Here is a 20,118-nt window from a genome sequence, read left to right on the forward strand (position 1 = left end):
CCTCGGCCGTGGTCACGGGGTGCCGGCGGGGGCGCCGCCCGCCGCGATGAGGTCCCGGTACCAGCGGGCGCTGTCCTTCCAGGTCCGGCGGCCGGTGGGGTAGTCGACGTGGATGAGGCCGAACCGCTTGGAGTAGCCGTAGGCCCACTCGAAGTTGTCCAGCAGCGACCAGGCGAAGTAGCCGCGCACGTCGGCCCCGGCGTCCATCGCGGCGCGCACCGCGGCGATGTGGTCGCGCAGGTAGGCGACGCGGCGGTCGTCGTGGACGCGGCCGTCCCGGTCGACCTCGTCGTCGAACGCGGCGCCGTTCTCGGTGACCACCAGCGGCACCCCGGGATGGTCGCGGTGCAGCCGCAGCAGCATCTCGGTCAGTCCGGTCGCGTCGATCGGCCAGCCCATCGCGGTGTACGGGCCGGGCTGGCGCGGGAACTCCACGTCCTCGCAGCCGACGAAGGGGGTGGCGGCGCCGTCGCGGTGGCCGTCGTCGGTCTCGCGCGGGGACGCGCCGTCCCACCGCCGCACCCGGGTGGGGTTGTAGTAGTTGACGCCGAGCATGTCCAGCGGCGCCGCGGCGGTCTTCTCGTCGCCGTCGCGGACGAACGACCAGTCGGTGAGCGCGGCGGTGTCGTCCAGCAGGTCGGCCGGGTAGCCGCCGCCGAGCATCGGGCCGAGGAAGATCCGGTTGGCGACCGCGTCCACCTTCCGCACCGCCTCCGGCTCGCCGCGCAGGTGGTGCAGGTTGAGGGTGACCGAATGCCGCGCCGACGGCGCCACCACGTCGCGCAGCGCCCGGTTGGCCAGGCCGTGCGCCAGGTTGAGGTGGTGCGCGGCGGTCAGCGCGGCCACCGGTTCCGTCCGGCCCGGCGCGTGCACGCCCGAGGCGTAGCCGAGGAACGCCGAGCACCACGGCTCGTTCAGCGTCGTCCAGGTGTGGACTCGGTCGCCGAGCGCCTGGCCGACGCGGGCGGCGTACTCGGCGAAACGGTACGCGGTGTCGCGCCGGGGCCAGCCGCCCGCGTCCTCCAGCTCCTGGGGCAGGTCCCAGTGGTAGAGGGTGACGACGGGGGCGATGCCGTGTTCGAGCAGCGCGTCCACCAGGCGCGAGTAGAAACCGATGCCGAGCGGGTTGAGCCGCCCCTCGGGCAGCACCCGCGACCAGGAGACGGAGAAGCGGTACGCCTTCAGGCCCAGCTCGGCCATGGCCGCCACGTCCTCGCGCCACCGGTGGTAGTGGTCGGTGGCCACGTCACCGGTGTCGCCGTCGAGCACGCGGCCCGGGGTGTGGCTGAAGGTGTCCCAGATGGACGGGGTGCGGCCGTCCTCGGCGGCGGCGCCCTCGATCTGGTACGACGCGGTCGCCGCGCCCCACAGGAAGTCGTCGGGGAAGGTCATCGGTCCTCCAGGGTGATGGCGATCTGCGGGCCGGCGGCGTGCACGAGCGTGCCCTGCTCGTGCTCGGCCGCCGTGCCGCCCTCCACGCGGGCGACGGACCGCACACCGGCCAGCAGCACGTTCCACGACACGTCCGCGCCGCCGGTGAACTCGGCCGCCACCCGGACCGCCGCGCCGTCCCGGGAGGTGACGAACGACGCGGCGGTCCCCCCGCCGGCCGGGGCGGGGATCTCGGTGGTGACGCGGGCGCCGTCGGCGAGCTCGTACACCCGCAGCGTCACGCCGTCGGCGTGGTCGTAGTCGGGCCGGTCGTCCACGGCGCCCTCGGGGATCACGGCGCCGGGCCGCACCAGCAGCGGCAGGCTGTCGAAACCGTGCCGCTCGCGCACCCAGCGCCCGCCCTGCACCTTCTCGCCCGTCAGGTAGTGCGTCCACACGCCGTCGGGCACGTAGTAGGCGACCTGGCCGTCGGCGGAGAAGACCGGCGCCACGAGCAGGTCGTCACCCAGCATGTACTGCCGTTCCAGGTGCGTGCAGGCCGGGTCGCCGGGGAACTCCAGCACCATCGCGCGCATCATCGGCAGTCCCTCGCCGTACGCCTGCCGCGCCGCGCCCGCCAGGTAGGGCATCAGCCGCATCTTCAGCCGGGTGAAGTCGCGCAGGACGTCCACCGACTCCTCGTCGAACAGCCACGGCACCCGGTAGGAGTGGCTGCCGTGCAGGCGGCTGTGCGACGACAGCAGACCGAACGCGATCCACCGTTTGAACAGGGCGGGGTCGGGCGTCCCCTCGAAGCCCCCGATGTCATGGCTCCAGTACCCGAACCCGGACAGGCCCAGCGACAGGCCGCCGCGCAGGCTCTCCCCCATCGCCTCGAACGTCGACTCGCAGTCGCCGCCCCAGTGCACCGGGAAACGCTGCCCGCCCACCGTGGCGGACCGGGCGAACACCACCGCCTCGGCCTCGCCCCGCCTCTTGCGCAGCAACTCGAAAACCGTCTGGTTATAGAGGTAGGTGTAGTAGTTGTGGGCGCGCTCGGGGTCGGAGCCGTCGAAGAACACCGCGTCGGTGGGGATGCGCTCACCGAAGTCGGTCTTGAAGCAGTCCACGCCCATGTCCAGCAGCGCGTCCAGCTTGGCGGCGTACCACTCGCGGGCCTCGGGGTTGGTGAAGTCGACGACCGCGCAGCCCGGCTGCCACTTGTCCCACTGCCACACGTCCCCGTTCGGCCGCGTCAGCAGGTAGCCGCGCGCCCTGCCCTCCTCGAACAGCGGGGACCGCTGCCCGATGTAGGGGTTGATCCACACGCAGATCCGCAGCCCGCGGTCCTTCAGGCGGCGCAGCATGCCCGGCGGGTCGGGGAACACCCGCGGATCCCACTCGAAGTCGCACCACTGGAACTCGCGCATCCAGAAGCAGTCGAAATGGAAGACGCTGAGCGGCAGGTCCCGCCGCGCCATGCCCTCGATGAACGAGGTGACGGTCTCCTCGTCGTAGGAGGTGGTGAACGAGGTGGACAGCCACAGCCCGTACGACCAGTCCGGCACCCGCGCCGGACGGCCCGTCAGCGCCGTGTACTTGCGCAGGATCTCCCGGGGCGTCGGCCCGTAGATCAGGTAGTAGCGCATCGACTGGCCCTCGACGCTGAACTGCGCGCGGGCCACGGCCTCCGACGCCACCTCGAACGACACCCGGCCCGGATGGTCGACGAACACCCCGTACCCGGCGTTGGTCAGGAAGAACGGCACGTTCTTGTACGCCTGCTCGCTGGCGGTGCCGCCGTCGGCGTTCCAGATGTCGACCGACTGGCCGTTCTTGACCAGCGGCCCGAACCGCTCCCCGAGCCCGTAGACGAAGTGGTCGACGCCCAGGTCGAGCTGTTCGCGCACGTAGTGGCGGCCGTCATCGGTGTCGATGACCGCCATGGCCTTGGAGCCGCTGCCGGTCAGCCGCCGTCCCCCGGCCAGGAACTCCACCCGCCACTCCTCGCCGCGCGCCACCCGCACCGTCAGGTCGCCGGAGGTGAGGGCGACCGCGTCGTCGTCCACGGCCACCGTCGCGGCGACGTCGGGGTCGGCGGCCACCTCGAACTCCGGACGCGGCGCCCGCTCCCCGGCGAAGTGGGTGACGGTGACGCCGACGACGTCCCGCATGGGCGAGGAGCAGGTCAGCGTCACCACCGGGCCCTTGAGCAGATCGCCGCGGTGCCGGATGCGCTGCACGGGCGCGTGCACCACGAACGAGCCCGTCCCGGCGTCGACGTCGAGCACCTCCGCCGGGTAGGACGCGCGCACGCCCTCGCGCATCATCCAGTAGCCGTCGGTGAACTTCATTTGATGGCTCCAGCCGTGAGTCCGCGCGACAACGTGCGCTGGAAGATCAGGAAGAAGACGACGGTCGGGATCAGCCCGAGCAGCGCCGCGGCGCTGGACATGGTGGCGTCCATCAGCCGCTGCCCGTGCAGCACGCCGAGCGCGACCGAGACCGTCTGATTGTCGTTGGACTGCAGGAAGACCATGGGGATGAGGAACTCGTTCCAGGTCCAGATGAAGAAGAACACCAGCAGGACCGACAGGGTGGGCCGCACCACCGGCACCACCACCCGCCACAGGATCTGCCGGCGGCCCGCGCCGTCGATCCGCGCCGCCTCCAGCAGCGGCCGCGGGAACGTCGACAGCACCGACGACAGCAGGTAGGTGCCGAACGCGCTCTGGATGACGGTGAACACGATGATCACGCCGAGCCGGGTGTCGTACAGCCCGAACTGCTTGGACAGGTAGAACAGCGGGTAGACCAGCGCCTCCTGCGGCAGCGTGTTGGCCATCAGCAGCGCCACCAGCACCCACATGCGGCCCTTGACCCGGCCGATGCCCAGCGCGTAGGCGTTCAGCACCGACAGCAGCACCGCGCCGACCGCGACCGCCCCGCTGATCAGTGCGCTGTTGAGCAGCACCCGGCCGAAGTCCACGCGTTCCCAGAAGTCCCGCACGCCCTGCAGGTGCACGCCCTCGGGCGGAGCCAGCGGTCCGTTGGCCGTGTACTCGGCCGGCGACTTCAGCGCGTTGAACACCACCACCACGAACGGGATCAGCATGATCGCGGCCAGCGCGGTCATGCCGATCAGCACCGCGTACGCCGACGGCCCGCGCCGGCGCCGCCGCCGGGTCCGCCGCGCGGGGCCGCGCTCCTCGCCGGCCGGCGCCCCGGCCGTGCGCGTGGTCAGCGTCGTCACCGCTCCTCCCCCAGGTCACGGCTCTGCATCCGCAGGAACACCACGGTCAGGGCCAGGATGATCAGCGTCAGCACGGTGGAGATGGCCGAGCCGTACCCGACGTCGGTGCGTTCGAAGAAGCTGACGTAGGAGTAGTAGGACGGCACGTTCGTCGCGCCGCCCGGCCCGCCCTTGGTGAGCACGAAGATGTGCGCGAACGCCTTGAGCGCGGCGATCGTCGTCCACAGCAGCACCACGAAGATCTCCGGGCGGATCTGCGGCACGGTGACGTGCCGGAACCGCCGCGCCCAGGACGCCCCGTCGATCTCGGCCGCCTCGTACAGGGACGGGTCCACCCGCTGCAGCCCGGACATGAACACCACCAGCGGGAACCCGATCTGCACCCACACCATCACGGCCATGACCGTCCACAGGGCGGTGCCCGGGTCGCCGAGCCAGTCGTGCGCCAGCGAGCCCAGGCCGACCGCGTCCAGCAGCTCGTTCACCGCGCCGTTCTCGGGGTTGAGCAGCCAGCTCCACACGATCCCGGCGATGACGACCGGCAGCACCTGCGGCAGGTAGACGCAGGCGCGCAGCACGCTGGCGGTGCGCGGCCCGAAGTGCCGGTCGATCAGGTCGGTGAGCACGGCGGCCAGCACCAGCCCGACCGCGGTCGGCGCGATCGCCATGCCCACGATGACCAGGACGTTGTTGCGGAACGACGACCAGAACTCGCCGTCCCCGGCCAGCTCGGTGTAGTTGTCCAGGCCGATCCAGCGCGGCGTGCCGATGCCCTCCCACTCGGTGAAGCTGGTGTAGAGGTTCATCAGGAACGGCACGCCGATGACGCCTGCGAACAGCAGCACCCCGGGGACGAGGTACGGCAGGTAGGCCAGGCGGCTGTCGCGGTGACGGGCAGCCGCCTGCTTCGGGGCCCGCTCGGTCACTTCGGCACGCCGCTGTCGTAGTCCTTCTGCAGGTCACCCAGGACGGAGCCGGGCGAGCTGCCGTTCATCAGCTTCTGCCCGGCCGACACCCACTTGTCGTAGAAGCCCGGCACGGGCCAGTCCGGGTAGAACGCCAGCGCGTTGTTCCTGGCCAGGTCGTCGAAGTTCTCGATGAGCTTCTTGGCCTTCGGCTCGGTGATCGCCGCCGGGTCGGCCGCGACCGGCACGCCGCCCGCGTTGCCCAGGGCGTTCTGGATGTTCTTCTTCATCGTGATGTCGATGAAGTCGTAGGCCAGCTTCTTGTTCTTGGAGCCCTTGGGGACCACCCACAGGTTCCCGCCGGAGCCGGCCGTCATCTTCCCGCCCGGCCACACCATGGTGTCCCAGTCGAACTTGGCCTCCTTGACCACCCGGCCGAACCACCAGGTGCCGGAGAACATCATCGGGAACTTGCCCTGCATGAACGCCACCCCGGCGTCCTCGGCCTTCAGGCTGACCGAGCTCTTGGCGACGTAGCCCTTCTTCACCCAGTCGGCGAACGTGGTGGCCCCGGCCGTCCACGCCGGATCGGTCAGGTTGGCCTTGCCGGTGTAGCGCTGGTAGGCCTCCACCCAGCTCTGGTCGGCCTTGTCGAGGGCGAGCTGGTAGATGAAGTGCTGCGCCATGACCTCGGCGCCCGCGTTGGTGAACGGCGTGACGCCCTTGGCGACGAACTGGTCCATCGCCCGCACCAGCTCGTCGTAGCTGGTCGGAACCTTGACACCGTGCTTGTCGAACAGGTCCTTGTTGTAGTAGATCAGCGTGTACTCGGCGTAGTTGGGGATGCCGAACCACTTGTCGCCACCCATGGTGCCCTTGGCGTCGTACTTGGACGTGGCGGCGATGTTCGGGCTGAGCATCTTGTCCCAGCCGCGCTTGGCGACCTCGGCGGACATGTCGTCCAGCAGCCCCTGCTTGGACAGCAGCCCGGCCGTGGCGTTGCCCTTGTTGTACTCCAGGATGTCGGGCGCGTCGTTGGAGTTGAGCACCATCGGCGCCGTCTTCTGGATCTGCTCGAAGCCCTTCTCCTCGAACTTGACCTTCACCCCGGGGTGGGTCTGCTCGAACTCCTTGATGGCCTGGTTCCAGGCCACGCCCATGGCGCTGTCGGGCGCCTCGTAGTGCCACAGCCGCAGCTCGTTGGGGTTGGACTGGTCGTCTCCGCCGCCGCACGCGGTCAGCGCCAGCGAGCCCGCGGCGAGCGCGGCCAGCAGCGCCGTGCCCCTGCCTGGTCTGTTCATCGGTGCTCCTCCGGGGGTGGGAACTCGCGGCCCCCGCGCCGGGCGACGCGAACGTTCCGGTCGCGGACGGGCCGGTGGACGCTCGGTCGTGAACGCGGGTGTCGAAAGGGGTGTCGAAGCGCTTCGATTGTGGGATCGTAGACCCGCGTGACCTGGGACACAATAGGAGAGTTACCGAAAGATCCCTTGTACCCGAGCTGACCAGGGGTTTTCTATGGGAGCGCTCCCAGCATCGGCGGCCCGGCCCCGTTCCGGCGGCCGCGGCGGCACGCCGCTGTTACCCTCGGACGCCCGGAAGCCAGGGATGATCAGGACAAGTCGACCCGAAGGCGGTGGCGGCCGTGCCGCAGCAAGCGCGGGAGTGCTCCTCATGAGGTCCACCGACGACACGTTCGACCCGGCGTCCGACGACATGGCGTCCGGCGACCGGACGCACGACGAGGAGGCCGCACAGCCGGGCGGGATGCCGGGGGAGGCGGGCGGGGCGGCGGCGGAGGAGGAGCGCGACGAGGAGGCGTTCCGCCTGGAGTTCCGGCGGTTCTTCGAGCGGCACCACCGCGACCTGGCCCGGCTGGCGCACCTGATGCTCGGCGACCCCGACTCGGCCGACGACCTGGCCGCCGACGCCCTGGCCGCCGCCTGGCACCGCTGGGACCGGGTGCGCAGCTCCGAGCATCCGCTGGCCTACGTCCGCCGGATCGTGCTGAACATGTGCCACAGCCGCATCCGCGCCCTGGTGCGCGAGCGGGACCGGCTGGCGGCGCTCGGCGCGACCGTGCAGGAGCACGCCGACGGGCCGGACATGCCCGCCGTGCTGGACGTGCGCGCCGCCCTGCAGCGGCTGCCCGAGCGCAAGCGCGCCTGCGTGGTGCTGCGGTTCGCCTTCGACCTGTCGGAGAAGGAGACCGCGCGGGTGCTGGGCATCACGGTCGGCACCGTCAAGAGCCAGACCTCCAAGGGCATCGCCGAGTTGCAGCGGGCGCTCGGCGACCCGGAGTCGCCGCGTGCGGAGCGGCCGGGCGGGGAGGGCCGCGGCGCCGGGCCGCAGCCGAGCGCGAACGCCCATCAGGAGGACAGGCGGCTCGCGGACGTGCATGCTAAGGAGAACGGGCCCGCGGACGCGGGCGGTGACGGCGGGCGGTCCGGCGACGACGGCGGACGCTCCGGGAACCGGCGGCCGGGGGCGATGCTCACCGGTTCGGCACGGCCGGAGGAGACCGCCTCGGGTGGCAGGCGGCCGGGCGGCGGGCGGCCCGGCGGGGCACAGTGGCGGCGCGGCGCGGTCGGCGTCCTGTTGGGTGCGGTCCGGGCGGGTGAACGGCCGCAGGAGGGCGCGTGATGGGGGGCCGAGGGAACGATCCAGAGCGCACCGAGGAGTCCCTGGCCCGGCTGCGGGACTGGCTGCACGCCGAGGCCGAGCGGCACGAGCCCGACCGCGAACGCATCTGGGCGCGGATCGAGGCGGCCATGGACCGTCCCGCCGAGACGATCACGGCGGGCGGCACGCACCCCGGCGACCCCGCCGGAAACGGGCACGCGGACGGCGCCGAGGGCGGCCACGAGGGCGCGCGCGGCGGCCGCGAAGGGGTGCGCGTGGGCGGCCACGAGGGTGGACGGCGCGGCGGCCGTCACGCGGCCGAGCCGCCGCACGACTCCAGGCGGCGCTGGCTGCGCGCGGGCGTGGCGTCCCTGGCCACGGCGGGCGTCGTCGGCCTGACCTCAGGGGTGTTCTGGGGATTCAACGAAGGGGACACCGGCCCCGCGCTGCCATTGGCCGGGCGGAGCGGCAACCAGCCCGAGTCGCCCGCCGGCACCGATTCCTCCACGCCGGCCGGCAGCCCGCTGACCGGCAGGACCGCACCGGCGGCACCGTCCTCACGGGGCGAGAGCGAGTCCTCGCCACCGCCCCGGCGCTCCGCGTCCGGCGAGGGCAGGCGCACGGAGCGTCCCGAGAAGTCGCCGTTCGCGGCGCGCGGCGCCCTGGACTCCGGGAGCAACGAGTACTGGGCGCAGAACAACGTCGTGCTGCGGGTGCACGAGCCGCTGCACGCGCTGACGGTCACCATCCGGGTGCGGCGCGGCGAACGCGTGTCGTCCACGGGCTCGTGGCTGTCGCTGCCCAACGGCGACTTCCGTTCGTCCATCGAGACGACGCCGGACGTCATCGTCTACAAGTGGACGCTGCTGCCCGGACGTACCGTGTCGCCGGGCTCGTACACCTTGGCGGCCCAGTACAGCCGGACCGCCGCCCACGATCCGGGCAAGGACGTCTACTCGGTGCGGGCGGCCGTGCGGGACGGCCCGTCCGACCCAGCCGAAGGCCACTTCTGACCCAGGCGACGAGCGGAGACGCTTGCGTTCCCTCGTTGCGGTGCGCGCATCACCTCCCAGAAGGAAAGCGCTTGCCGCCGACGTTAAACACTCCGCGCGTCCGCGTCAATACACTTGAGAAGTTCTGGGGAACCGCGGCAACCTCTTGGGGCGCCCAGACGACTATGGCGATGAAGGCTCCCCGCACCGGCGCCCCTACCCTGCCCCGGTGCGGGGGGTCTGCCAACGTTCAGGCCCCCGCGAGACGGGCCGCGTACTGGATGCCGCCCAGCAGGTGGGCGCGGAACTCCGGCTCGGCGAACGACTCGACGGTGTGGCCGAGCGCGGTGTAGAAGCAACGGCCGTCATCGATGTCGTGGCACCAGGCGAGCGGATGCGGCTCCCCCATGCGGGCGCCCTCGTAGCTGGACTCGTCCACGGTCAGCAGCACCCGGACGCGCGCGCTTGGAGCGGACGCGAAGTCGTACCACTCGTCGGTGCGCGTCCACGTCCGTCCCAGGTGGGCCGTGGCGGGATGGTCGTGGTGCTGGACGAGCATCGTGGCGGGCTGCACGTGCGGGTGGCGCGCGAACCGCGCCCCCACCAGCTCGCCGTAGAAGGGCCAGTCGTACTCGGCGTCGGCGGCGGCGTGCACGCCCGCGAAGCCGCCCCCGCCCCGCACGTAGGACTCCAGCGCCCGCCGGTGCGCGTCGGCGAACAGCTCCCCCGTGGTGCTGAGGAACACCAGCGCCCGGTAGCGGGCCAAGATGTCGGGTGAGAACAGCACGGTGTCGTCGGTGACGTCCACCGTGAAGCCGTTGCGGGCGCCCAGTTCGCGGACGGCCTCGGCCCCCGCGGGGATCGAGTCGTGACGGTAGCCGGTGGTCTTGGCGAACACGAGCACCCTGGGCATGGCGCCTCCCGTCACTGCGCGGACCGGCAGTCCCGGCCGTTGAGCGTGAACCGGCCGGGACGTCCGTTCCCGCCGTCCTGGCGGCCGATGAACCCGAACTCCACGACGCCGCGCGGCGGGATGGTGCGGTTCCAGCCGGCCGCGGTCACCTCCACGTCGGAGCCCTGCTGGCGCTGCGCGCCGTTCCACAGCTGGGCGACCCGCTGCCCGTCGGGGAACGACCAGGCCAGCCGCCATCCGTCCAGCGGCGCGTCCGCCAGGTTGGTGACGCGCACCCGCGCCTGGAAGCCGTCCGGCCACTCGCCGACGACGTCGTACGACACGGCGCACTCGCCGGCCCCGGACGACGACGCGCCGTGACCGGGCGCCGGCCCCGCCGCCCCTCCGCCGGAGGACTCGGGGGACAGCGCGACGAGCAGCAGGGCGAACAGGCCGAGCGCGCCCACCACGCCGCCGACGACCAGCAGCAGCGGCCTGCGGGCGCCGCTGCCGGGAGACGGCGCCGGCGGGGGGCGGGGGTCGTCCAGGACACGCGTGTGGTGGTCGCGCGCCGGGCCGTGCGGCGGCGGCGCGGTGGTCGCCCCGACGACGGCGTCCTGCGGGATCCCGGCGGCCGCGCGCAGCACCGCGGCGACCTCGGCCGCCGACGGCCGCGCCTCGGGCCGCTCGTCCACGCACCGCCGCCACAAACGCTCGACCTGCTCCGGCGCGCCCTGCGCAGGCTCGTCGCCGGCCAGGGACTCGCGGAGCAGAACGCCCAGGGAGTACACGTCGGCGGCGGGGGTCGGCGCGGCGCCGCCCAGCAGCTCGGGCGCGACGTAGGCGGGGGTGCCGAGCACCGGGCCGGCGCCGTCCGGCCGCCCGCCGGCCGGGGCGGTGAACGCGATGCCGAAGTCGAGGATCTTCGCGCCGGTCGCGGTCAGCAGCACGTTGCCGGGTTTGACGTCCCGGTGGACCACGCCCGCGGCGTGCGCGGCGGCCAGCGCGTCCGCCAGCTGCGCGCCCAGCACCGCGGCCTCCCGCCACGGCAGCGGGCCGCGGGCCAGCCGCGTCGCCAGGCTCTCGCCGTCCAGCAGCTCCATCACCACGTACGGCAGGCGTTCGCCGTCCGGCAGGTCCGCCTCGCCGTAGTCGTAGACGCCGGTGATGTGCGGGTGGGTCAGGCTCGCGGCGGCCTTGGCCTCCTCGTGCAGCCGCGGGGTCAGCTCCCGCGGCCAGCCGTCGCGCGGCAGCTTGACCGCCACCGGCCGGTCGAGGACCAGGTCGACGGCGCGCCACACCGTCGCCATGCCACCCGAGCCGACGGGCGCCACCAGCTGGTAGCGCCCGCCCAGACGGCCCCCGGGGATCTGCGACATGCCTGGCAGCTTATTCGGCCGGTCCCCGGGGGCGCCTGTCCGCTCTTGCAGGGGTCATGGTCCAGGGGTCATGGTCCAGGGGTCATGGGCTAGGAGGTCATGCAGTGGGTGTCCAGGCCGCTGACGGCGCTGGACGTCTTGGCGGTGAAGCCGAACGTGGTGGACGCGCCGGCCGCCAGCGAGCCGTTCCAGGAGGCGTTGGCGACCTCCACGTCCGCCCCGGTCTGGGTGTAGGAGCCGCTCCACAGGCCGTCGACGGTGCCGCCGTTGGCGAACGTCCAGTGCACCCGCCAGCCGTTGATCGGGACGGTGCCGGAGTTGGTGACCTTCACCTCGCCCTGGAACCCGCCGTTCCACGAGCTCACCGTGCGGAACGAGGCGGTGCACACCGCGCCGGGCTGCTGGGTGGGCGGGTCGGTCGGCGTGGTCGGCGGGGTCGTGGGACCGCCGTTGCCCGAGCCGATTCCGGTGACCTCGCCGTTGCCGCCGTCGAACACCACGTCGGAGCAGTTGTAGAACGTCTCCTGGCTGTCGGAGCGCTGCCACACCGAGTAGATCAGGTGGCGGCCGCTCTTGCCCGACGGCAGCCGCGCGTTCCAGTAGTAGTACGCGCTCTCGCTGCCCGGCGACCCGACGCTCGGCGGGTCGGTGACCGAGTCGAACGGCTGCTCCTCAAGGTCGTCCCAGGTCAGCGGGCGCGTGGGGCTCCAGCTGTCCTTGGTGATGTACGACCGGAAGGTGCCCGGGTGCGCGGCCCACTTGTTGTAGCGCATCTGGATCTGCGCGCCGGACGTCAGGTGCGTGACCGGCCAGTCGTTGCGCGGCAGGTCGAAGCCGCTGAAGTCGTACACCTTCGCGTCGCCGCTGCACAGCTTGCCGTCGGGGATGAAGCCGCGCATGCGCCCGGCGCCGTCCGAGCGCAGCACCGCGAACCAGTTGTAGAGGGAGTTGGTGCCGCTCTGCGCGACCGCGGCGGCGCACGCGGGGTTCTTGGGCTGGATCGCGCCGGTCGAGGTCAGCCCGTCCTTCCAGCACAGGTACGTGCGGCTCCCCGGAACCATCATCGCGCCGTGCGCCGACGCCGGGGCGGCCGTCAACACGGATCCGAACACGGCCGCCGCCGCTCCGAGCGCTCCTCCGGCGAGCACCGCCCGCCGCCGCTGACTCATCGAAACGCCTCCGTTCTCCGCCCCTGATGGTGGCCTCTGGCCGTCGCCGGACGGCGACGTCCGTCGCGCTGGAACGTAACCGGCGCCGACGGGTCGGGTGAACGGCTCTTTCACGCTTTCATGGGTTCACTAGACTGGTCGAAAGCGCTTTCCACCTGGCGGGGGGTCAGATGGTCACTCTGGAGGACGTGGCGCGGCACGCGGGGGTCTCCCTCGCCACCGCCTCGCGGGTGCTCAACGGCAGCAACCGGCGGGTGGGGGCGGCCCTCCGGCAGCGCGTGGAGCTGGCGGCGGCCGAGCTCGGCTACGAGCCGGACGTCACCGCGCAGGCGCTGGCCCGGGGGTCCAGCAACGTCATCGGACTGGTCGTGCACGCGCTGACCGACCCCTACTTCGCGGCGCTGGCCGAGGGCGCCATGCGCGCCGCCGACCGGCACGGGCTGACGGTGATGGTCGGCACCACGCACCGCGACCCGGAGCGCGAGATCGCGGTGGTGTCCACGCTGCGGGTGCAGCGGGTCCGCGCGATCGTGCTGGCGGGCTCGCGCACCAGCGACGACACGATCACCAAGCGGCTGGCGGCCGAGCTGGCCCGCTACCGCGACTCCGGCGGGCGGGTGGCGTGCGTCGGCCAGGACCTGCTCGGCGTCGACACCGTCGCCCCCGCCAACCGGGAGGGCGCGGCGGCCCTGGCCCGGTCGCTGGCCGGACTGGGCCACCGCCGCTTCGCCGTGCTGGCCGGTCCGCCCGGCCTGCTCACCGCCGCCGACCGCACCGCCGGATTCACGGCGGCGCTGGCCGACCTCGGCCTCCCCGCCCCCCGCGTGCTCCACGGCGACTTCGACCGCGACGGCGGCTACGCGGCCGCGGCGGAGCTGGCCGGCTCCGGCCTCGGCGACGTGTCCTGTGTGTTCGCCGTCAACGACGTCATGGCCCTGGGCGCCCTGGCCGCCCTGCGCGACCGCGACGTCGACGTTCCCGGCGACGTCTCGGTGGCCGGCTTCGACGACATCGCCACCCTCCGCGACCTGGTGCCCGCCCTGACCACCGTGCGCCTGCCCCTGACGGAGATGGGAGAGCGGGCGCTCGACCTGGCCCTCTCCGACACCCCCGAACCCACCACCGAGCAGATCACCGCCGAGGTCATCCTCCGCACCAGCACCCGCCGGGTCTGAACGGGCCCGGCGCCTTGGAGGGCTCGTCTCCCGCCGCCACGGGATCGTGCCCCGATACGGGACGCGAACGCCTCGGGCTCGGAACCGGACGGGTTCCGAGCCCTGGGATCGAGGCGGCGCTCCGGCCTGCGGGAGGTGCGGGCCGGGGGGCTTGCTGCGGCCTTGAGGCCGCAGGGGGTGGGTCAGGGGTAGTTGGGGTTGTTGGCGTCGGGGATCTCGATGCTGATCGGCAGGTCCCCGCCGGACAGGACGAGCAGGGCCGCCAGGCGGAGGATCTCGTCGAAGGCCCAGTAGAACTTCTGCAGGGCCCCCGGCGCCTGCTCCATCGAGAGCAGTCCCTCGCGGACGGCGACGAAGGGCTCCCAGAGGGTCTCGAAGACGCCGTCCCACAGCGGTTCCCTGGGGATCTTCAGCCAGTTGGCGATCTCGTCACCGAGCACGTAGCGGGTGAGCGAACCGAGGATGGGCTTGGTGACGTACCTGAGGGGGCCGCCCGGGACGATCGTGGCGAGGTTGAGCAGGATGTCGGCCAGCTTGATGCCCTCGGGCGTCGGGGCCAGGATCGGGTTCAGGACCTGCCTGGCCTGGGCGTTGGCCTCGTCCCACGAGCTGGGGATGTACTCGTCCCTGATGCCGAGCATGTGCGCGCACAGCTGCCACGAGTGCAGGAACGCCTCGGACTCGGCGGCGGGGATCGGCACCTTCCACTTGACCAGGTTCTGCATGACGGTCGTGGGCAGGCTGTGCCAGGTGACCATCATGTCCGCCTGGCTGATCGGGATCGTCTCCTCGGCGACCTTGTTCCAGTGCGGGGACTTCGGCAGCAGGTGGCGTACGCCGGCGTGCGCCAGCCGGGTCTTGACGCAGGTCACGATCATCTCGCCGTCGGGCCTGTAGGCGTTCGACGACCCGATGTCGTATCCGAGCTTGGCGGTCTTGGTGATGCGGTCGCGCATGTCCGCGCCGCCCTTGGAGTAGTAGACCGCGCGCGCCTCCCTGGGGATGACCGTGCTCATCATCCCGCTGGCGAAGCCGTAGGTGACGCCGAGGTAGAGGCCCCGCTTCTCGTTGAAGTCGACCGCGGTGGCGAGCTTGCCCTGGTCGGCCCAGGCCGGCATCCGGCGGGCGCGTTCCATGAAGTCCCGCAGGTCCGCCGGCAGGTCGCTGGGCAGCGGCTGGCCGTTCTTGGTCCACTTGCGCAGTGCCCTGTTGGCCTTGGCGACGTCCCCCCGGTCGATGATCGAGGCGACGAGTTCATCGGCCTCCGGGTCCCACACCCACCGCGGGTCGGCGCCTTCTCCGGCGCCCGCCACCGAGCCCTTGGGCGACCACGTCCACAGTGAGCCCGCCTGCGCGGGCGCGGCGACGCTGAGCGCGCCGACTGCGCCCAGCGTCCCGCCCGCCATCAACACGTTGCGCCTGCTGGGATTCTCCATGCCTTGCTCCTCCTCGGGGCCGAGAGCACCGTTCTGATACGGTGATACGTGGTTCGTATCTGCGTATCATCGACGGCATGTCCAATACAGCACACTGTGGCGGCCGCCACAAGACCCGAACGTGAGGGAGGCTGTCGGAGGGTGAGGCAGAATCAGGCGACTCAGGAGGAGCCCATGGAACCTGCGCTGTCCGCCCTCATGACGGCCTCGGGCGCGGAGTCGTTGCTCGAACGCGCGTACATCGACGCCGTCGAACAGGTCGACGACATGGACGAGACCCGCGCACAGATACTGGACGCCGCGTACGAGCAGTTCTGCCGGATGGGCGTCCAGCGCTCCACCATGGAGGACGTGGCCCGGCGGGCGGGGGTCTCGCGGATCACGGTCTACCGGCGGTTCGCCACGAAGAACGCGCTGGTCGAACATGTCGTGCGGCGGGAGTTCCGCCGGTACTTCGACCAGTTCCTGCGCGACATCCAGCAGGCCGAGACCGCCGCCGACCGGGTGGTGCTGGGCTTTGTGAGCTCGTTGCGCGCCATCCGGAGCAACCCGCTGATCGGCGGTCTGATCGCCACGGAACCGGACCTGCTCGTGCCCTCCATGATCAGTGACGGGGGGCGCACCCTCGCCACCGTGCGGCAGTTCGTCGCGGGCCAGCTCCGCCAGGAGCAACGCGCGGGCAACGTGTCGAGCGACCTGGACGCCGACCTCGTGGCGGAGATGATGGTCCGGATCTCCGCCTCGTTCCTGGGGATCCCCAGCCACCTCGTCGACCTCGACGACGACGAGCAGCTGGCCATGGTGGCCCGGCGGTTCCTCGTGCCCATGCTGGAACCGCCGGCTCCCCTGGCCGATCGCGAATAGCCCGTCGCCCTCTCAGCCTTTCGGCGTCAGGGCGACGGGCGGGAGACCGTGGGTCAGGGCGCGTCGACGACGACGGCGCCGGCGGTGCTCCGGGTCGCGGCCAGGCTCGCGTAGTTGGATTCGACGGCGGCGCGCTCGGAGGCGTTGGGGGTGGCGTTGGTGCAGGTCACGCCGCCGGTCGAGCCGGACATGAGGGACGAGCACGGGCCGGGCTTGCGGTCGGGCAGGCCGAGGCTGTGGCCGAGCTCGTGGGCGGCGATGCGGGTGGTGTTGTAGCCCTCGTTCACCGCCTGCCGTCCGAACCACACGGTGACCTGGCCGCCGGGGCGGACGGGGCCGAGCGTGGCGCGGGGCCATCCGTCGTCGGCGATGACGCGGATCTGGGCGCGGGTGCCCGCGGGGGCCTTGACCAGGCGGACGTTCTGGACGCTGGAGTTCCACGACTGGGCGCCGGCGGCGACCGCGCTCTTGAACTCCGCGGCCTGGCTGTCGTCGTAGTACAGCGTGGTCACGGCGAGGGACGGGGCGGCGCCGGCCGCGGGGGCGAGGGTGAGGGACAGGGCGATCGCGCCGGCACCGACGAGGGTGCGCGCGACGGTGCGATGCAGCATGGCGGGGGCCTTCCTGTGTCGGAACGGTGCTGCCGCAAGGTCGGCCCGAGCGTATTTGCCATGCCTTTACTCAACAAGTGGCGTCATTTACTGAAAAGTCCGGAGTCGTCTGGCAGCTGTTCGAGAACGCCGTAACGGGACCGGAGATGACGCCGGAAGGCGGCCGGTGCCACGGAGGGGTGCGGCACCGGCCGCCGGGGTTCAGGCGAGGGCGGGGGCGATCAGGGTGGTGAAGCGTTCCTTCATCGTCGCCAGCACCGTGTCCGGGTCGGCGGCCCAGACGTCGGCATTGAAGATCTCGACTTCGATGTCGCCGTCGTAGCCGGTGGCGGTGACGGCCTCCGTCAGCGGGGTGAAGCCGATGACGCCGTCGCCCATCATGGCGCGGCCCAGCAGCACGTCCTGCGGGAGCGGGTGCAGCTGGTCGCACACCTGGTAGCTGGCGACGCGGCCCTCCGCGCCCGCACGGGCGATCTGGTCGTAGACCTCGGGGTCCCACCAGATGTGGAAGGTGTCGACCACGACCCCGACCTGGTCGGCCGGGTGGGGGGACGCCAGGTCGAGCGCCTGTTTCAGCGTGGACAGCACCGCGCGGTCGGCGCAGTACATCGGGTGCAGCGGCTCCAGCGCCAGGCGGACGCCGCGTTCGGCGGCGTAGGGCGCCAGCTCCTCCAGCGCTTCGGCCACGCGCGCGCGGGCGGCCTTCAGGTCGCGGGAGACGCCGTCGCCCAGCGGCTCCCCCGGGACGACGCCGGGCAGGCCGCCGACCACCAGCACCAGGCAGGCCGCGTCGAGTTCGGCCGCCTCGTCGATGGCGCGGCGGTTGTCCTCCAGCCCGGAGCCGCCGGTCAGGAAGCCGCCCCGGCACAGCGACGAGACGCGCAGGCCCGCGTCGCGGACGAGCTTGGCGGTGGCGGCGAGGCCGTGCTCGGCGACGGGCTCGCGCCACAGGCCGATGGCCTCGATGCCGTGGCGCCGGCAGCCGTCCACGGCATCGGGCACCGACCAGCGCCGGGTCGTCCACTGGTTCAGCGACAGCCGGCTCATGCGTCCACCCCGTGGACGGCCAGCAGCGCGCGCATGCGGCGGACGGCCAGGTCGGGGTCGGGCAGCAGGCCCGCGGCGTCGGCCAGGCGGAACACCTCGGCCAGGTGGACGACGGAGCGGGCGCTCTGCGCGCCGTTCACCATTGTGAACGCCTCCTGGTGCCCGGCGAGCCAGGCCAGGAACACGATGCCGGTCTTGTAGTTGTAGGTGGGCGTCTCGAAGATCTTGCGCGACAGCGGCACCGTCGGCCCGAAGATCTCGGCGTAGGCGGCGGTGTCGCCCGCGTCCAGCGCGTGCAGGGCGGCGGCGGCCGCGGGCGCGATCGCGTCGAAGATGCCCAGCAGCGCGTCGCTGCCGGACGCGATGAGGTCGGGGTAGTTGAAGTCGTCGCCGGTGTAGAGGCGGACGCCGTCGGGCAGCCCGGCGCGGATCTCGATCTCCCGGTCGGCGTCCAGCAGGGACACCTTGACGCCGTCGACACGGGACGCGTGCTCGCGCACCAGGTCGAGGAAGTGGCCGATGGCCTTGTCCAGGTCGTCCGAACCCCAGTAGCCCGCCAGGTTCGGGTCGAACATCTCCCCCAGCCAGTGCAGGATCACCGGGCGGTCGGCCTGCTCCAGCAGGCGGCCGTAGACGGCGCGGTAGTCCTCGGGACGGCCGGCGGCGATCCGGGCGAGCTGACGGCTCGCCATGATGATCACTCCGGCGCCGGCGTCCCGGACGACCTCGATCTGCTCCTCGTAGGCGGCGACGACGTCGTCCAGCGTGGCCGCGTCGGGCCGGTGGTCGGTGCCCGCGCCGCAGGCCACCAGCTCGGCCGGGTCGCCGTGCGCCCCGGCCTCGGCGGCGCTGCGGCGGATCAGCTGGCGGGTGGCGTCCCAGTCCAGGCCCATGTTGCGCTGGGCGGTGTCCATCGCGTCGGCCACGCGCAGCCCGAGCGACCACAGGTGACGGCGGAAGCGCAGCGTGGCGTCCCAGTCCACGGTCGCGGGGACGCCGGGGCCGTTGTCGGCGCGCGGGTCCGCCACGACGTGCCCGGCGGCATAGGCGATGCGGGACGACGGCGGCCCGGACGGCGTCCGCCAGGCGCGCGGCTCGCCCGGGGAGTACGGCTCCAGACGGCCGTCCGCGGTCGGCAGTTTCAACGTGTTCGGCGTGATCATGAGGCTCACTCCTCGCCGAGGTCGATCGGGTCCAGCTCGACGCGGCGTCCCTCGGCGGACGACAGCAGGCCCGCCTCGGCGAGCTGCACGCCGCGCGCGCCGGCCGCGAAGTCGTGCGGGAACGGGGCGTCCTCGACGACGTGCCGGACGAACATCTCCCACTGCACCTTGAAGCCGTTGTCGAAGTCCTCGTTGTCGGGGACCTCCTGCCACTGCTCGCGGAACCTCTCGGTGGCGGGCAGGTCGGGGTTCCACACCGGCTTGGGCGTCATCGCGCGGTGCTGGACGCGGCAGCGGCGCAGCCCCGCGATGGCGCTGCCCTCGGTGCCGTCCACCTGGAACTCCACCAGCTCGTCGCGGAACACCCGTGTGGTCCACGACGAGTTGATCTGCGCGACGACGCCGCCGGCGAGTTCGAAGATGCCGTAGGCGGCGTCGTCGGCGGTGGCGTCGTAGGGCGAGCGGCTCTCGTCCCAGCGGCGCGGCACGTGGGTGACCGCGCGGGCCGTCACCGCCTCCACCCGCCCGAACAGGTTCTCCATCACGTAGTGCCAGTGCGGGAACATGTCGAGCACGATGCCGCCGCCGTCCTCGACGCGGTAGTTCCAGCTGGGCCGCTGGGCGTCCTGCCAGTCGCCCTCGAACACCCAGTAGCCGAACTCGCCGCGCACCGACAGCACGCGGCCGAAGAAGCCGCCGTCGATGAGCCGCTTGAGCTTGCGCAGGCCCGGCAGGAACAGCTTGTCCTGGACGACGCCGTTCTTGACGCCGGCCGCCTGCGCCGTCTTGGCCAGCGTGATGGCGTCCTCGAGGGACTCGGCGGTGGGCTTCTCGGCGTAGACGTGCTTGCCCGCCTCGATCGCCCGGGTGACCGCGCCGACGCGGGCGGAGGTGACCTGGGCGTCGAAGTAGATCTCGGTGTCGGGGTCGGCGAGGGCGGCGTCCAGGTCGGTGGTCCAGTCGGCGATGTCGTGCCGTCCGGCCAGCTCGCGCAGCTTGCCGGCGTTGCGGCCGACAAGGATCGGCCGCAGCCGGACGCGGCCGCCGCCGGTGAGCGGGACGCCGCCCGCCTCGTTGATCGCCAGGACGGAACGCAGCAGGTGCTGGCGGTAGCCCATGCGGCCGGTCACGCCGTTCATCACCACGCCGAGGGTGCGTACGGTCATCGTTCTCCTTGGGGCCGGAGGAAAAATGAAGTAAGCGCTTTCCCGCACCCTAGGCCGGAAAGCGCTTACTCTCAAG

At 72.2% G+C, this 20,118-nt stretch carries 17 protein-coding genes; 4 read left to right on the forward strand and 13 right to left on the reverse strand.

The genetic code is table 11. From position 1 onward, the window contains the following. Positions 1–12 precede the first annotated feature (12 nt). The 5 genes from ABD811_RS34220 to ABD811_RS34240 are packed head-to-tail and all read right to left on the reverse strand — an operon-like array spanning position 13 to position 6,830. Entirely contained in the window at positions 13–1,392 is a 1,380-nt protein-coding gene (locus ABD811_RS34220) for a GH1 family beta-glucosidase (RefSeq protein ID WP_344956053.1), read from the reverse strand. Then, complete coding sequence (yicI, locus tag ABD811_RS34225; RefSeq protein WP_344956055.1) at positions 1,389–3,725, reverse strand: alpha-xylosidase; 2,337 nt, start codon at positions 3,723–3,725, stop codon at positions 1,389–1,391. Before yicI ends, ABD811_RS34220 begins: the two co-directional genes overlap by 4 nt. Beyond that, positions 3,722–4,624 (reverse strand): carbohydrate ABC transporter permease, encoded by a 903-nt coding sequence (locus tag ABD811_RS34230; RefSeq protein WP_344956056.1) that lies wholly within the window; start codon positions 4,622–4,624, stop codon positions 3,722–3,724. The genes yicI and ABD811_RS34230 overlap by 4 nt, the downstream gene beginning before the upstream one ends. Continuing rightward, positions 4,621–5,550 (reverse strand): carbohydrate ABC transporter permease, encoded by a 930-nt coding sequence (locus ABD811_RS34235; RefSeq protein ID WP_344956059.1) that lies wholly within the window; start codon positions 5,548–5,550, stop codon positions 4,621–4,623. The genes ABD811_RS34230 and ABD811_RS34235 overlap by 4 nt, the downstream gene beginning before the upstream one ends. Continuing rightward, positions 5,547–6,830 (reverse strand): ABC transporter substrate-binding protein, encoded by a 1,284-nt coding sequence (locus ABD811_RS34240; protein ID WP_344956061.1) that lies wholly within the window; start codon positions 6,828–6,830, stop codon positions 5,547–5,549. The genes ABD811_RS34235 and ABD811_RS34240 overlap by 4 nt, the downstream gene beginning before the upstream one ends. A 370-nt stretch (positions 6,831–7,200) precedes the next feature. Between ABD811_RS34240 and ABD811_RS34245 the strand changes: the two genes are divergently transcribed. Next, positions 7,201–8,169, forward strand: coding sequence for a SigE family RNA polymerase sigma factor (locus ABD811_RS34245; RefSeq protein ID WP_344956062.1), 969 nt, complete (start codon positions 7,201–7,203; stop codon positions 8,167–8,169). Beyond that, positions 8,169–9,161, forward strand: a complete 993-nt coding sequence (locus ABD811_RS34250) for a hypothetical protein (RefSeq protein WP_344956064.1) — start codon at positions 8,169–8,171, stop codon at positions 9,159–9,161. The genes ABD811_RS34245 and ABD811_RS34250 overlap by 1 nt, the downstream gene beginning before the upstream one ends. A 229-nt stretch (positions 9,162–9,390) precedes the next feature. Here the strand turns inward: ABD811_RS34250 and ABD811_RS34255 are convergent, their stop codons facing one another. The 3 genes from ABD811_RS34255 to ABD811_RS34265 all read right to left on the reverse strand — a co-directional run bounded on the left by ABD811_RS34255 (position 9,391) and on the right by ABD811_RS34265 (position 12,580). Continuing rightward, a complete protein-coding gene (locus ABD811_RS34255) occupies positions 9,391–10,053 on the reverse strand; it encodes a ThuA domain-containing protein (RefSeq protein ID WP_344956066.1) in 663 nt (220 codons plus the stop codon). An 11-nt stretch (positions 10,054–10,064) separates the two neighbouring features. Beyond that, on the reverse strand, positions 10,065–11,411 hold the full coding sequence (locus tag ABD811_RS34260; RefSeq protein WP_344956067.1) for a protein kinase domain-containing protein: 1,347 nt from the start codon (positions 11,409–11,411) through the stop codon (positions 10,065–10,067). A gap of 89 nt (positions 11,412–11,500) precedes the next feature. Further along, on the reverse strand, positions 11,501–12,580 hold the full coding sequence (locus tag ABD811_RS34265) for a lytic polysaccharide monooxygenase auxiliary activity family 9 protein (RefSeq protein WP_344956069.1): 1,080 nt from the start codon (positions 12,578–12,580) through the stop codon (positions 11,501–11,503). A gap of 170 nt (positions 12,581–12,750) precedes the next feature. On the opposite strand from ABD811_RS34265, the gene ABD811_RS34270 reads away from it, so the two are divergent. Beyond that, a complete protein-coding gene (locus tag ABD811_RS34270; protein WP_344956070.1) occupies positions 12,751–13,755 on the forward strand; it encodes a LacI family DNA-binding transcriptional regulator in 1,005 nt (334 codons plus the stop codon). Between the two features lie 182 nt (positions 13,756–13,937). On the opposite strand, the gene ABD811_RS34275 is transcribed toward ABD811_RS34270, so the two are convergent. Next, complete coding sequence (locus ABD811_RS34275; RefSeq protein ID WP_344956072.1) at positions 13,938–15,191, reverse strand: oxygenase MpaB family protein; 1,254 nt, start codon at positions 15,189–15,191, stop codon at positions 13,938–13,940. A gap of 174 nt (positions 15,192–15,365) precedes the next feature. Here ABD811_RS34275 and ABD811_RS34280 point away from each other — a divergent pair, with 174 nt between their 5' ends. Beyond that, a complete protein-coding gene (locus ABD811_RS34280) occupies positions 15,366–16,055 on the forward strand; it encodes a TetR/AcrR family transcriptional regulator (RefSeq protein ID WP_344956074.1) in 690 nt (229 codons plus the stop codon). Positions 16,056–16,108: 53 nt separating this feature from the next. Here the strand turns inward: ABD811_RS34280 and ABD811_RS34285 are convergent, their stop codons facing one another. The 4 genes from ABD811_RS34285 to ABD811_RS34300 all read right to left on the reverse strand — a co-directional run bounded on the left by ABD811_RS34285 (position 16,109) and on the right by ABD811_RS34300 (position 20,042). Continuing rightward, positions 16,109–16,666 carry a snapalysin family zinc-dependent metalloprotease gene (locus ABD811_RS34285; protein WP_344956075.1) on the reverse strand — a complete coding sequence of 186 codons (558 nt, stop codon included), beginning with the start codon at positions 16,664–16,666 and terminating at the stop codon, positions 16,109–16,111. A 201-nt stretch (positions 16,667–16,867) separates the two neighbouring features. Beyond that, complete coding sequence (locus tag ABD811_RS34290; RefSeq protein ID WP_344956077.1) at positions 16,868–17,713, reverse strand: sugar phosphate isomerase/epimerase family protein; 846 nt, start codon at positions 17,711–17,713, stop codon at positions 16,868–16,870. Then, positions 17,710–18,876 carry a dihydrodipicolinate synthase family protein gene (locus tag ABD811_RS34295; protein WP_344956079.1) on the reverse strand — a complete coding sequence of 389 codons (1,167 nt, stop codon included), beginning with the start codon at positions 18,874–18,876 and terminating at the stop codon, positions 17,710–17,712. Before ABD811_RS34295 ends, ABD811_RS34290 begins: the two co-directional genes overlap by 4 nt. Before the next feature lie 5 nt (positions 18,877–18,881). Beyond that, positions 18,882–20,042, reverse strand: a complete 1,161-nt coding sequence (locus ABD811_RS34300; RefSeq protein WP_344956081.1) for a Gfo/Idh/MocA family protein — start codon at positions 20,040–20,042, stop codon at positions 18,882–18,884. Positions 20,043–20,118: the final 76 nt, after the last annotated feature.

Source organism: Actinomadura miaoliensis, assembly GCF_039536785.1.
GTDB classification, from domain to species: domain Bacteria; phylum Actinomycetota; class Actinomycetes; order Streptosporangiales; family Streptosporangiaceae; genus Spirillospora; species Spirillospora miaoliensis.